The organism is Syntrophotalea carbinolica DSM 2380 (genome assembly GCF_000012885.1).
GTDB lineage: Bacteria > Desulfobacterota > Desulfuromonadia > Desulfuromonadales > Syntrophotaleaceae > Syntrophotalea > Syntrophotalea carbinolica.
The window spans coordinates 416,070-429,688 of the sequence record NC_007498.2 but is presented as its reverse complement, the minus strand read 5'-3'; the positions used below and the strand labels follow the sequence as shown (position 1 = coordinate 429,688).

13 protein-coding genes are annotated in these 13,619 nt (G+C 55.3%); all 13 read right to left on the bottom strand.

Annotated elements, in window-relative coordinates:
* Nucleotides 1-38 precede the first annotated feature (38 nt).
* Nucleotides 39-1,019 (bottom strand): thiamine pyrophosphate-dependent dehydrogenase E1 component subunit alpha, encoded by a 981-nt coding sequence (locus tag PCAR_RS02390; RefSeq protein ID WP_011340022.1) that lies wholly within the window; start codon nucleotides 1,017-1,019, stop codon nucleotides 39-41.
* A 639-nt stretch (nucleotides 1,020-1,658) separates the two neighbouring features.
* Nucleotides 1,659-2,279 (bottom strand): thiamine phosphate synthase, encoded by a 621-nt coding sequence (thiE, locus tag PCAR_RS02385; protein ID WP_011340020.1) that lies wholly within the window; start codon nucleotides 2,277-2,279, stop codon nucleotides 1,659-1,661.
* A 5-nt stretch (nucleotides 2,280-2,284) separates the two neighbouring features.
* Nucleotides 2,285-3,367: an ATP-NAD kinase family protein gene (locus PCAR_RS02380; RefSeq protein ID WP_011340019.1), complete on the bottom strand. Its 1,083-nt coding sequence runs from the start codon at nucleotides 3,365-3,367 to the stop codon at nucleotides 2,285-2,287.
* An 88-nt stretch (nucleotides 3,368-3,455) separates the two neighbouring features.
* Nucleotides 3,456-4,580 carry a 2-iminoacetate synthase ThiH gene (thiH, locus tag PCAR_RS02375; protein WP_011340018.1) on the bottom strand — a complete coding sequence of 375 codons (1,125 nt, stop codon included), beginning with the start codon at nucleotides 4,578-4,580 and terminating at the stop codon, nucleotides 3,456-3,458.
* Entirely contained in the window at nucleotides 4,577-5,353 is a 777-nt protein-coding gene (locus PCAR_RS02370; protein ID WP_011340017.1) for a thiazole synthase, read from the bottom strand. Before PCAR_RS02370 ends, thiH begins: the two co-directional genes overlap by 4 nt.
* Nucleotides 5,354-5,382: 29 nt before the next feature.
* On the bottom strand, nucleotides 5,383-5,586 hold the full coding sequence (thiS, locus tag PCAR_RS02365; RefSeq protein WP_011340016.1) for a sulfur carrier protein ThiS: 204 nt from the start codon (nucleotides 5,584-5,586) through the stop codon (nucleotides 5,383-5,385).
* Between the two features lie 10 nt (nucleotides 5,587-5,596).
* Nucleotides 5,597-7,387, bottom strand: a complete 1,791-nt coding sequence (thiC, locus tag PCAR_RS02360) for a phosphomethylpyrimidine synthase ThiC (protein ID WP_011340015.1) — start codon at nucleotides 7,385-7,387, stop codon at nucleotides 5,597-5,599.
* 563 nt (nucleotides 7,388-7,950) lie between these two features.
* A complete protein-coding gene (locus PCAR_RS02355; RefSeq protein WP_011340013.1) occupies nucleotides 7,951-10,005 on the bottom strand; it encodes a sigma-54-dependent Fis family transcriptional regulator in 2,055 nt (684 codons plus the stop codon).
* A 617-nt stretch (nucleotides 10,006-10,622) separates the two neighbouring features.
* Complete coding sequence (locus PCAR_RS02345) at nucleotides 10,623-11,504, bottom strand: transporter (protein ID WP_148204282.1); 882 nt, start codon at nucleotides 11,502-11,504, stop codon at nucleotides 10,623-10,625.
* 145 nt (nucleotides 11,505-11,649) lie between these two features.
* Nucleotides 11,650-11,961 (bottom strand): DUF190 domain-containing protein, encoded by a 312-nt coding sequence (locus tag PCAR_RS02340; RefSeq protein ID WP_245523307.1) that lies wholly within the window; start codon nucleotides 11,959-11,961, stop codon nucleotides 11,650-11,652.
* A 287-nt stretch (nucleotides 11,962-12,248) separates the two neighbouring features.
* Nucleotides 12,249-12,740, bottom strand: coding sequence for a VOC family protein (locus tag PCAR_RS02335; protein WP_011340008.1), 492 nt, complete (start codon nucleotides 12,738-12,740; stop codon nucleotides 12,249-12,251).
* 79 nt (nucleotides 12,741-12,819) lie between these two features.
* A complete protein-coding gene (locus tag PCAR_RS02330; RefSeq protein ID WP_011340007.1) occupies nucleotides 12,820-13,122 on the bottom strand; it encodes a DUF6506 family protein in 303 nt (100 codons plus the stop codon).
* 78 nt (nucleotides 13,123-13,200) lie between these two features.
* Nucleotides 13,201-13,542: a hypothetical protein gene (locus PCAR_RS02325; RefSeq protein ID WP_011340006.1), complete on the bottom strand. Its 342-nt coding sequence runs from the start codon at nucleotides 13,540-13,542 to the stop codon at nucleotides 13,201-13,203.
* Nucleotides 13,543-13,619: the final 77 nt, after the last annotated feature.

The following is a 13,619-nucleotide window of genomic DNA, read 5'->3' as shown; positions in this document are numbered from 1 at the left end:
CGTCTTATTCCTTTCTATATCTTTTCGTCAAAAAGGGATCAGTAAGATACATACACGTCGGCCATCAACGCTTCCATATCAGGCTGCGGTGCGACCTCGGCGTCCTTGACAGCCTTTTCGACCTGGGCCAGAACATCCTTATCGATGGCCTCGATATCAGCGGCTTCCACCAGGCCGGCGGAGATCGCAGCGTCAGCAAAGCGCTTCAGAGGGCAATCATTGGCACGGGCGTCCTTAACTTCGTTCTTGGGACGATAAGTCTGGGCATCACCTTCGAAGTGACCGAAATAACGCATGGTCTTGCACTCGATGAAGGTAGGGCCGCCGCCTTTGCGGGCGCGCTCAATAGCTTCCCCGGCAGCTTCGTAAACGGCGAAGAAATCGTTGCCGTCGACGGTGACTGCGGGCATGCCGAAACCGCGGGCGCGGTCAGCGATATTGTCGGAACCGACTTTGGCGGAGTACTTGGGAGAAGTCGACTCGGCGTAACCGTTGTTCTCCAGAACGAAGATCATCGGCAGATCCAGGGTAACGGCGAAGTTCATCGACTCGAAGTTGGTACCCTGGTTGGAAGCACCGTCGCCGAAGAAAACCACACCGACGCTGCCGTCTTTGCGCAGTTTGGAAGCCAGAGCAGCACCAGCGATCAGCGGGGGACCGGCACCGACGATACCGTTTGCACCCATCATACCTTTGTCGAGGTCGGCAATATGCATGGAACCGCCCTTACCGCCGCAGGTACCGGTTTTCTTGCCGTAGATCTCGGCCATCATGCCTTCGAGCTCAACACCCTTGGCGATGCAGTGTCCATGGCCGCGGTGGGTACTGGCGATACGGTCCAGATCGTTGAGGTGTGAACAAACACCAACAGCCACAGCTTCCTCACCTGAATACAGATGAACGAAGCCGGGGAGAGTCCCTTTCGCGAACTCAACATGCACACGGTCTTCAAACTCCCGAATCTCCCGCATCTTGCGATAAGCTTTGAGAAGATCCTCTTTCGACAGTTGTGTCTTCATTTGCTTCTCCCTTCTTCCTTTGGATCGTGCCATAAAACGATAGGGTAACGATTGACCGATCTTCACCTGTGATAGTCGATCCCGACCTGCCTCACGCCCGCCTGGAGGTGGCAAGCCGCTGCTGAATCGATGACCGCAAGACAGGCTCTTGATACGGCCGCGCTTGGTCTCACGGTCATGTGTTAGAGCACAACAGGTGCCAAGGATCCGGATCGCAAAAAACAAACACTCCCAAATCCCTAAAAGCAATTCGCAAAACATTGTTTTTGCGAGGGATTTCAGATGTAAAAGTTTTTCAAAAAAAGATCTGAACAATCCTGAATGTTTGCATTGCAAGTATTTGAGAGCACTGGTTCTCAGAGGTTTTGATAATTTTGATACAAGTGTCTTACGGCAAGACAAACATCTGTCGCAAAACCCCGGTTGAGGAATTGAGACAGGTTTGCGAGGCTTCGCTTTTCACCCCGGGCAATGCTCGTAGAAAAGCAAAAAAACAGGCAAAGCACAACGGCCTGGCCTGCGTAAGGACTAGAGAGAAATGTCATCCAGGGAAAGAAGAGAATGATCCCGGAAGTAACGTGGCAGGAAAAACTTGGCAGACAAAACCTTCGCCGAAGTTCGCCACTCACAGCGAAAGGCTTAAATGAGGGCGCGGCACTGACGGTCCAGTTCACACACGGTAGATTTGCAATCATCGGCCTGCATCACGGCCGAAATGACGGCCACGGCATCCGCTCCGGCCTGAACAGCCAGCGCAGCATTACCAATATGGATGCCGCCGATCGCTACAATCGGCAACGACACGACATGCCTTACAAGCCGCAATTCATCCAGCGACGCGGACACCGTATCCCGCTTCGATGCAGTCGCGAAAAGACAGCCGAAACCGATATAATCGGCACCCTGCCGCTGGGCCTGTTCAGCTTCGGAAAGAGAGTGGGTCGAGACGCCGATAAGGGCCGCTTCGCCCAGCATTTGCCTGGCCTGCATCACCGAACCATCGCCTTGGCCCAAATGTACGCCGTCAGCCCGGCAGGCCAGCGCCAGGCCAGGATCATCGTTGACGATAAAAAACGCCCCGTACTCTCCGCACAAGCAACGCAACCGGTTGGCCATGGGCAGGCGCTTTGCTTCGGGATCGTTTTTACCGCGGTACTGCACCACCTTCACACCGTTTGCCAGGGCAATACGCACCCTTTCCAGCATATCAGGCACAGATTCGGTAATCAGATAAACGCCGCAGATATCTTCCCGCGTCATAAAACCTACTCTCCCGCCCCCTGCGTGACATTATCGGTGCAGATATAAGGCGAAGGCCAGGTGAAGACGCCACGCTCGGCGGCGACATGCATAACCCGCGGCACATCGATGGTAAAAGGACCATCGAGATCGAGCCACACATTGATCTTATCATCCTTGCGGAACGCAAACTCCCGTTCGCCATCCAACGTCACGACTCCATTGGCCATATCGACGGGGATATATTCATTCGGCCTCAAGATGCGCAACTCCGATATCCCTACGGGCAAAATCAGTCCCGGAGCGATGGGCGCGCAAACGGTCAGTATACCCTGTCCCGGTGGACACAGCACCAGATGAAGACCCTGGCCGCTGTCCCGCGGGATGGGATTGGCCAAACCGGCAACCGAAGACAACCCGATGGCGTCGGCTTCCGCGTAGGTGACAAAGATTTCCTTGACCCGTTCCGGCCGCCACATAGCCCGGGCCCCGACCCATCTGTCATCGGTGAGACAGAGATCAACCAATGCCAGATCCCGGCACTGACCGTTGATCTCCAGCCGCAGCACCTTGTTGCGCTGAGTCGCCTCACAGGCCGGGACAGCTCCTCGTGCCACCAGGCCGGTCGCCATTCCGGCGACCGTCGCCTCCTGAAAATGAGGAAAAGCGTTATTTGTACCGGTGGAAAGAGCAACAATAGGGATAGAGCCGCAGTTGTTGGCGACCAGCCGATGGGTGCCGTCGCCCCCGAGCACGATAATGACCTGAACTCCCTTAGCCACCATCAGATCAACAGCACGCAGAGTATCGATGGCTTTTTCTTCCACGCGCATGTCGAGCAATTCGATTTCCGGCCACTTTTCGTCGAGAACCTTGACTCCGTGTTCCTTATCGCGCAGCAACGTACCTGCAATACCCGAACGATCAGGGATCATGCAAACCCTGTCGACGCCGATCAGGCGCATACCCAGACATAACCTTCGGACGATATTGGCCTTTTCGGCAATGGTAAAACCCGAAGCGGCACTGATCAGCCGCCGGATATCCCGCCCTGAAGCAGGGTTGGCAATAATACCTACGGTAACACCATCGGCTATCGTGCCTGTCATATCCCTTTTCTCCTTACCGGTTATCTGAATAGCTCAAATCATTCGACCGACGTGATTCCCGCCGGGGAAACGTCTACGAGGCAGCGGCTCAAACGGCCTGCCGATCCATAAAGGTGCGATCCCAATCCTTCCATACCGGCTCATATCCCTGGGCGCGCAGCATGGCGCAAACCTGTTCGGCGTCGCGGTCGTCGTCAATGGCAAACTGCTCGCTACCGTGCCCCTCGTCGCCATACCCGCCCGGGGCAGTACAGGAGCCGGCACTCAGCTGGGTGATACCCAAAGGCAGCAGATGATCGCGCAAACTGGAGCTTTCGCGGGTCGACAGCACCAGCCCGGCATCGGGTATCAACAGTCGCAGCGCGCAGATCAGTTGCACCAGGGCACTGTCGGATACCGGCGCCAGCGGATTGAACCCGCCCCCGGCGGGCCGCATGCGCGGAAAGGATACATTCACCCGACTGCGCCACCAGGTACGCGCCAGGTGTCGCGCGTGCAACCCGACCAGCACACCTTCGACGCGCCAGTCGCTCAGCCCCAACAAGGCACCGATACCGATGGAACGCAGTCCCGCCGCACCGCCGCGGTCGGGAGTGGTCAGACGCCAGTCAAAATCCTTTTTACGACCGAAGGGATGCAGCTTGTCGTACAGATCGCGATCGTACGTCTCCTGATAAACGGTCAGGTTGTCGACGCCGGCATCGACCATCTGTCGGTAGCCGGCTTCTTCCATGGGATAGACTTCGATGCTGATGGCGGAAAACAATGGCCGAATCCGGCGGACCACCGCTGCCAGCATATCGTTATCCACAGCCCGGGGAGCTTCACCGGTAAGAATCTGCACATGACGGAAACCGCGCTGGCGCAGGATGCGGGCCTCGGCTTCGACTTCGTCCAGGCTCAAGGTGCGCCGCGCGACCTTGTTGGCGGCGTTGAAGCCGCAGTACAGGCAGCCGTTGCTGCATTCGTTGGAGATGTACAGCGGCGCAAAGAGCTGGATGGTTTTGCCGAAACGCTGCTGCGTCAGACGGTGGGCTTTTTGTGCCATCGACTCCAGGTAACCGTGCGCCGCCGGCGACAGCAGCGCCATAAAATCGGCACTGCGCAGATGTTCCGCCGTCAGCGCTCGTTCCACATCGGCAGCCCGGCATGACATAATCCGTTGCGCAAGCTCGCCGCGATCGTAGCTGTTGAATTCGTCGAGAAAATTCACTGTTCGTCCCTCAAAAATCCGGTCAGGGGGCTGGACGCCTCGGCCTTCTGTTGCTGGGCCGGAAGACCCGCCAGAAACGCGCGGCGCCCGGCCTCCACCCCGAGGCGAAAGGCGTTGGCCATACCCGCGGGATCCGGGGTCACGGCCAGGGCGGTATTGACCAGCACCGCATCGGCACCCATCTCCATGGCCTCGGCCACATGCGACGGTGCGCCAAGACCCGCATCGACCACCACCGGTACGATGGCCTGCTCGATGATAATGGCGATGTTGTCGCGGGTGCGCACCCCCTTGTTGGTGCCGATGGGCGCTCCCAGCGGCATCACCGTGGCGGTGCCGGCTTCCTGCAGATGCTTGGCCAGTACCGGGTCGGCATTGATGTAGGGCAACACCACAAAGCCTTCCTTGACCAGAATTTCGGCGGCCTTGAGGGTTTCGATGGGATCGGGCAGCAGATAGTAAGGGTCGGGAGTGACCTCCAGCTTGACCCAGGGCTCGCAGCCGGCGGCGCGCGCCAGACGCGCCAGGCGCACAGCCTCGTCGGCGTCGCGGGCACCGCTGGTATTGGGCAGCAGCAGATACTTGTCCCGATCGATATGAGCCAGCAGATCGTCTTCGGGTCGGTCGATGTCGACCCGGCGCAAAGCGACGGTGACGATCTGCGACCCCGACGCGGCCAGGGCGTCTGCCATCAGAGAGTTGGAGGCGAATTTTCCGGTCCCGACCATCAGGCGGGAGGAAAAAGACCGACCGGCAATGACGAGTTCATCCATGATATAACCTTTGGTCAAAGCGGCAGGGTTCAGCCCCCGCCGACGAATTGAACGATTTCCAGACAATCATTACGGTTCAGATCGGTTTCACCAAAGGCATCCCGCATGACAACGGTTCCGTTCAACTCCGCGGCAACTTTGGTTGGGTCGAAATTGAGACGATTCAACACATCCAGAATGGTTGCCGGCAGCGGCAGGACCAATGGTTTACCGTTTACCGTTAATTGCGACATGGATCCTCCGCTATTCTTCTTTGCCCCCGGCGGCACCTTCCCGCAAGCTGCGGGTAATTTTCATGGAACAAAAATCGGGACCGCACATGGTGCAATACTGCTCCTTGTCCTCGGCGTCTTCCGGGAGCAGCGCCTTGCGAATCCCCATGGCCCGCTCCGGATCGAGCCCCAACGCGAACTGGTCCTGCCAGCGAAACTCGAAACGCGCCTTGGACAAGGCATTGTCACGGGCCTGGGCCCCGGGGTGGCCCTTGGCCAGATCGGCCGCATGGGCGGCGATCTTGTGCGCCACGATCCCCTCGCGAACATCGTTTTTATCCGGCAACCCAAGATGCTCCTTGGGCGTGACATAGCAGAGCATGGCGGTACCGCACCAAGCCATCATGGTACCGCCGATGGCCGAGGTGATATGATCGTAGCCCGGCGCGATATCCGTCACCAGGGGACCGAGAGTGTAGAACGGCGCACCATGACAATACTTGAGCTGCAGATCCATGTTTTCCTGAATCATATGCATGGGCACATGACCGGGGCCTTCTATCATCACCTGCACATCATGACGCCAGGCCGTTTCCGTGAGTTCGCCAAGGGTTTTCAGCTCTTCAATCTGTGCCTCATCGTTGGCATCGTAGATCGATCCGGGACGCAGGCCGTCTCCCAACGAGAAGGTAACGTCATAAGCCTTGGCGATCTCGCAGATTTCCTCGAAACGCGTATAGAGGAAGCTTTCCTGACCGTGGGCCTTGCACCACTTGGTCATGATGGAGCCGCCTCGGGAAACGATACCGGTAAGACGCCGCTGGGCGGCCTCCAGCAGATTGCTGCGCACCCCGGCGTGAATGGTGAAATAGTCAACGCCCTGTTCAGCCTGCTCGATCAGCGTATCACGGAAGATCTCCCAGCTCAGTTCCTCGGCCTGGCCGCCGACTTTTTCAAGCGCCTGATAGATGGGCACCGTGCCGATGGGTACCGGGCTGTTGCGAATGATCCATTCGCGGGTTTCATGAATATCCACCCCGGTAGAAAGATCCATAACCGTGTCGCCACCCCAGCGAATGGCCCATATCATCTTTTCGACTTCCTCGTCGATAGAGGAAGACATGGCCGAATTGCCTATATTGGCGTTGATCTTAACCAGAAAGTTGCGACCGATGATCATCGGCTCGCATTCGGGGTGATTGATATTGCACGGAATGACCGCCCGACCGGCGGCGACTTCGTCCCGCACATACTCCGGCGTAATGACCTGAGGCATCCGGGTTCCGCGCGGATCTCCGGGATGCTGTTTTTTAAGGAGTTCGGGCAGACTCTCGCGCCGTTGATTCTCGCGAATAGCGATATATTCCATCTCGGGAGTCACAATGCCCTTGCGGGCATAATGCATCTGGGTCACGTTGCAACCTTTTCCGGCCCGACGCGGCAATCTTTCTTCGGGGAAATATTGCCCCCCCTCAACGCGTCCCGCCAAACGCTGGCGCCCGTACTCGGAACTCAGCTGCGACAAAACCATACTGTCATGACGCTCTTCGATCCATGCTTCCCGCATAGCGGGCAGACCGGCGCGAATATTGACCGCTGCGCCGGGATCGGTGAAAGGCCCCGAAGTATCATACAGGTAAATTTTCAGCAGTTCCGTGCCCGACTCGTCCTGCGCCCCAACTTTCTGTACGATTTCCTTCATGGGCACACGGATATCGGGACGCGAACCGGTTACATACACCTTGCGCGTGCCGATGGTCCCAGCCTCTCCGGAAACCGCTCCGGTTTCCGTACCGGTTATCTCATGGAACTTTCTCATCATAAATTCCCCAAAGAATTCTCCCGACAAAAAAGCCGGAACGTCTAAACATAAACCGAGGTTTTAAACCGTATCCCCGGTCGTCCCGTCACGGGACCTCATGGCGGTTAACTTCCCGCGACCTTTGTTTTTATGAAATCAATGCGCAAGAAGCAGGCCAAGCCTCCGATGAGACCCTCCTCTTTTCCACAAAACCCTGCAGAAGGCGCAAGCGCCGACACCCAGGACCCTTATCATCGTCATGGCCCTTGCCATACGGCTGAAAAGGCAACGTAAGACACCATCGCTTTCCTCAAATTGAGACACTTGTCTCAGCCTTTACAGAAACACCTGTCCCGAAGCGCCACCCCAGAGCTCCCGACCGTTGCCACCTTTTCAGCAGCCCGGACTGCGGCACCCAATGAAAGACCGACAGCAAAACACCATTACCGAACCATAAAAAATGGCTGCCCGGCACCCTGCCGCGACAGCCATTTTTATGATTATGAAGCCATGGGGTGTCTCTCTACGATAAGACGACCCCGCCCAGCATAAACCTGCTGATTTGAACGTATCGAAATTGCCGTTTAACGCTTATTGGGCGGCACGATGGCATATTTATCCATCTTGCGATACATGGTCGCGCGACTGATGCCGACCTCTTTGACAGCCTTGGACACTTGCCACTTGTACTTCTGAAGGGCCTCAAGGATAACCTGACGCTCAGCCTGCTCCATGGCATTGAGACCGGCAACGGCCTCGTCGACCACCGACGCAGCAGGCGGCCTGACAGGCTCTTCGGGCAACTGGGCAACCGGCTGCCGACGAGAAGCGGTCAACGACGCGGCTGCGGGATCCGTCGATCCGGTAACCGTGATATCCACCGGCAGGTCGGCGCAGGTAATTACACCGTTATCACAAACTGCCAGGGCATACCGCAGAGCATTGCGCAACTGCCGAATGTTGCCCGGCCAGCAAAAATCCGTCATGACCCGCATAGCCGCATCATCGATGACTACGCTCTCGACGCTGTTGCCGGCCTCGATCAAAAGCACGTCGTTGATCAAACGTTCCAGATCGGAACGCTCACGCAACGACGGCAACTCGAAGGCGATCCCGTTAAGGCGATAATAGAGATCCTCCCGGAATGCGCCGCTGGCCACCATATCCAGAATATTACGATGGGTTGCACAGATGACATGCAGATCGACGGGAATCGCCGTTTCCCCGCCCAGGGGGGTGACTTCGCGCTCCGCGAGAACCCGCAACAGCCTCGGCTGCAGACTGGCCGGCATATCGCCGATTTCATCGAGAAACAAGGTTCCGCCGTCCGACTGCAGGATCTTGCCGCGCATCCCCTTACTGCGAGCGCCGGTAAAAGCCCCGTCCTTATAGCCGAACAGTTCACTTTCTATAAGGGATTCGGGGATTGCCGCGCAGTTGACCGCGACAAAAGGCTTGTCGGCACGCCGACTGGCATGATGGATAGCCTGGGCAAACATCTCCTTGCCCGTACCCGTCTCACCGTTGAGCAATATCGGAATGGGTTTATTCATGACCCGCTTGATACGCTCGACGCTGTCCTGAAGCTTGCGATCGTCCCCCGCCAGATAATCGAGGGTCAACGGCTGACCCGCCAGCGGCACCTGGCGCCGGGGCGGGGCGACGGGCTCCACGCGCCCCACCGGCTTGACCGAGATAGCCTGAGGGCTCCGCAAACAGGCAAACAGCTGGAGACCGGTGGCTTGGGTCCGGATAGGCAAAACCATACTGGAATTGGAATAGACATCCAGCAGTTTTTCAAAATTCAGATCAAACACTTCCCGGACAAAACGTCCCACCAGATTGCCGCCGGGAACTTCGTGCCCCAGGGTGCGACACGCGATGCGATCAGCGGCAAGGATCCTGCCTTCGCCATCGATGGCCACCAGACATTCACTCGACACTTCGGCGAGTTCCCGCTCGAAATTCAGCTTCAACACCCACTGGTCTTCATATTGATTGAGGAAATAGGCGCTTTCGATCATGCGTGCGGACTGCATGACCAACTGCAGGGCAAGGTGCTGACTCTCCTTGGAATCGGGAGAATGCAGAGCGGAAACATCGATCAGCCCCATAGTTTTGCCACTCGGGCCGATAATGGGAGCACAGGAGCATGTCAGATTGGCGTTTTTGGCTCGGAAGTGATCGCCTTTGTGAACAGTAAGAGCCGTCTGCTCGATGAGCGCGGTACCAACCCCGCAGGTTCCCTCCTGATGCTCATTCCACACCGCACCAAGATAGAGCCCGGCATCTTTCCACTGGCGGGAAAAACGCTCGTCGCCCCGCCAGTCGACGGTCACCCCGTGGGCGTCGCACAGCAGGGTCGAGTAACCGAGGTCGGCGACCTGACGGTGCAGAAACTGAACCCCTGCTTTGGCAATACGCAGGAAACGTTCGATAGGACGGGTATATTCCCGCAATTCGGCAGCTGTCAGCACCTGAACCGGGTTGGGTTCACTAGGATCGATACCGTAATGCTGAAGACTACGCTCCCAGGAGGTAACAATAGGAGCCTCGATTTGCTGCCCCTCATTGCCCCTGTTACCGGAAACACAGGAAAATATCCGTTGAATATGCCGGTTGACTTCCTGTTCAGGCATTCTTCCCACCTCATGAATAATCATTGACGGAATACAGCCTTCAAAATATAAACAATGTTTACGTTAACCCGCAGCATAGCAGAATCCTGTTTTACTGACAACCATACAGATGAGAAAATGCGATAAACGGAACCCCCGAACTTGCAGCGCCGCCCCCTGCTATCGTCATCCAAAATAACCCTGTTGCCATCATTCAACATGCCCAAAAACATGTTCGAGGGCAGCATCGACACCCTACATTCATTCGTGGTACGGGATTCAAGTATGCCGTTCAAAAAGGATATCGACTCCGGAAGGCAGCGCTGATTTTTTAAGGGCCGGAAGCTCGTTACGAATTGAAGCCCAAAATACCCTGGATGGAAACAGCATTGCAACACCGCCCCTAAACCTACTTACCAGGGCGTTACGATGTCATGCTCCCCATCTTACGAATCAGAACAATGCACGACTGATGCCAATCCCACAGAAGCACTCAAAAACCTGCTCTTATGCGTCACAAACAATTCTCAGATTTTATCCGATCCAGCATCCATCCACTTTCATGCAGGAAACCTTCCCCGAATGACCCGGGGAAGGTTTCCATGACACTGATGGAAGCTCAAACGGTCCTGTAATACTTAGAAGGACCAGATGAAGCGGGTATAAACCGCATTGGAACGCGCGGTGTTTCTCCCGGCGATGCCTCTGCTGTACCAGAAGTCGAACAGAAGGCGATCGGTGATCTTCATGCTGTTACCGATACCGACCTGCAGCCGGTCATAAGAAGCGATGGTATCTCCGGTATCCTTGCTCTTGCCGGCTTCACCGGTCTCATAATCGACATGAATGCTGGGATTGATCCAGGGGTTGTGCTTATAGGTAACGACCCAGTTGGTAAACAGCGAGTTGCCCAGTTCGTTCCGGTCACCGCCTTTACGCTGGTCGCCGCGGATCTTGTAGCCGAGGTCCCAGTCGACGACAACTTTACCATCGAACAACTGATGATTGTTCATCCAGGTAACAGCGTGAGAAAGGGCATTATCGGTAAGTTCGTTGGAGCCGAAGGGCAGATACATCCAGTATTCGAAGCAGGCGGTCCAGGTCGGAATAGGCTTGGTCCACGCAACAAAACCGACCTGAGGATCGATCATGCCGTTAAGATTGTCGCCGGACTCGGTCCCGATACCGCCATAGCCGAGAACCGCTTCCCACAGAAAGCCCCAGTTATCAATACCTTCGATGGTAAAAAGACGGGCAAACTTATTTACGGAAAGCAGGATACTGGTGTCGTCTCCATCAGGACCCCAGCTATCCGTTGTGTTTTGCCAGAGGTTGTAGGAAAGAAGCAGATTAATCGGTTCATCAAAATTAACGGGAAGATTATATTCGTTCGTTCCGATAACACTGTAAGGGATGATAGCGTCGGCGGCAAACGACTGCGTTGCCGTAGCAAAACCACCAATCAACAAAAAGGTTGCAACCAGAAACAGCATGGAAATTTTTTTAACGACTGTTCTCATAAACACCTCCAAAAAAGTCCCAACAACTTGATACAAAAACTTCTCCTCAAACAAACTGAATGATGTAGCAAAAAAGGTGGTTGCCCAGACCGGTTCCCCTCCTTTCAACGCAGGCAGATGGTTTTAAAGGACCCCACGGTTAATCTCAATACTTGTCAAACAAAACATCCACATCCTGCATAATCATGGCACCGGTTTTAAGCATCCCCTTCAAAACAGGAACCAGTTCGGCAAGCTTCTCTTCGGTATCGATAAATTCGATAACCATCGGCTGACATTTGGAAATCGTCAGGCCCTCATGGATGGTTCGGCATTTTTCACAACAAAAACCGAAACCCTCGACCCCCCGAAACACCATGGACCCGGCCAAACCCTTCTCAAATGCCGTCTGCACGATCTTTTCATACAGAAGCTCATTTCCATCCTTGGTGTTTTCGTTGAGAAAGATTTTCAACATTTTGCCTTTTCCTTCAATACCCATACGTCACCTCTCCCTGCAATGAGTTGAATGTCATTGAGAAAAAACAGGATCATGCAAAACAAAATCTTAAAAGCTTTGAAAATGAGGGATGCAGCGCAAGAAACACCCCTCATTTGCGATACCTGAACACACGGTGCCTGCATGGATCGGCACCGAGTGGCCAGTCGAGCAATCGTCATCCTCGGACACGAGACAGGAAACCTCGCCGAAAACCTGCGGCGGCTTCCCGACTTCTTTCGCAAGGATGGCAGTGTCCACATACCCTATTTCGCGGATGGATAGACAGCCTGCGGTTCCGGCCAGTCGAAATCAGGCACGAGGTCGTAAATCTCCGCTATAAGGTTGAGATCTTTTTGCGAATCGAGATAAGTGTAGGTCAGCCCCGACCATTCGCCACCCTGCAGAACGGGAAGCCCCTTATCCTTGTAAAACTTGACGGTTTCCTGATAATTGTCGGTTCCGAAAGCGACATGATGCAGGCCTTCGCCCTTATCTTTAAGAAACTCCGCGTAAATGCTTTTGTCGTCTTTCGGCTCGATCAGCTCCCATTGAACGCCCCCGATATCGCACAAAGCGAGACGCATGGCATAATCAACCTTTTCGCCGCGGATGATCATGTCGTTAACGGTATCCGGGTTGAATTCGTAAATATTCCAGGGACCGATGCCGTATTTGTCGGCCCAGAGTTTTACGGCAGCATCACAATCCTTCACAACCATGGCTACTTGCAGCACTTTGTTGTACAGAGGTTTCATAAAAAGACTCCTTCTTTCTACTTAGTACCTCATCTGCTTGAAATTGCGAGCCGGGATGCGGATGGGAGAACACCGGCCATCAGAACATACTGTCGCCGCTCTTCCCGTCCAGTCCGGGATGGTTATCAAATCGCACGACGCCGACAGCGGCTTTCCCTTCTACCGCCTTGGCAATGCGTGCCGTACCGGCATGCCCGAAACCGCCGCACAATTCAATGGCGACGATGCCTGCGGCTACCAACGCAGCAGCCACTTTCTCAGCACTCGCATAATCACTCACCCCGACGACGGTCAACTCCACCTCAGGTGTGGCAACAACACTACGGTCCTTGTCCGGATCGGCGCCTGGAGCGACAAATATAAACGCAGCCTTCAGAGCCATATCATGCCTTTCGTTTCTTTACCCTGACGAAAAAACTTACCGCGAACCATTAAGTCATAAGAGAAAGCAAACCCTGAATCAGACAACCAGGGCAAAGTCCTGATCGGTGGACGAACAGCAGGGATCCCATTCAACTTTCTGCAGCTGCGCTGCGAGGGTTTCGAGATCTTCGTTCAAATCGGAGACCATGTTCCTGCTGTCGATCTTCATCAGGCCGTGCTCGACCCCGAACCTGAAAAAGGCCAGGTCGACCAGCGAAGAAATGTTTTTTTTCAGCACCTTGAGTTTTTCGTAATCCTGCACGACATCGGAGTTCATCTCCAACCAGCGCCTGCGCGCTGCCTGACTGAAGAGCTTCTCGACATAGCCCTCGTATGAAACAAGACGCTTCAACATGTCATCGTCTATCCGGCTGTTCATTTTGCTTCCTCTTGCTTATTAAACTATTCTCACTAGGACATGGACCGGTTCCCGGGATGGGACGAAAGCTCCGCCGG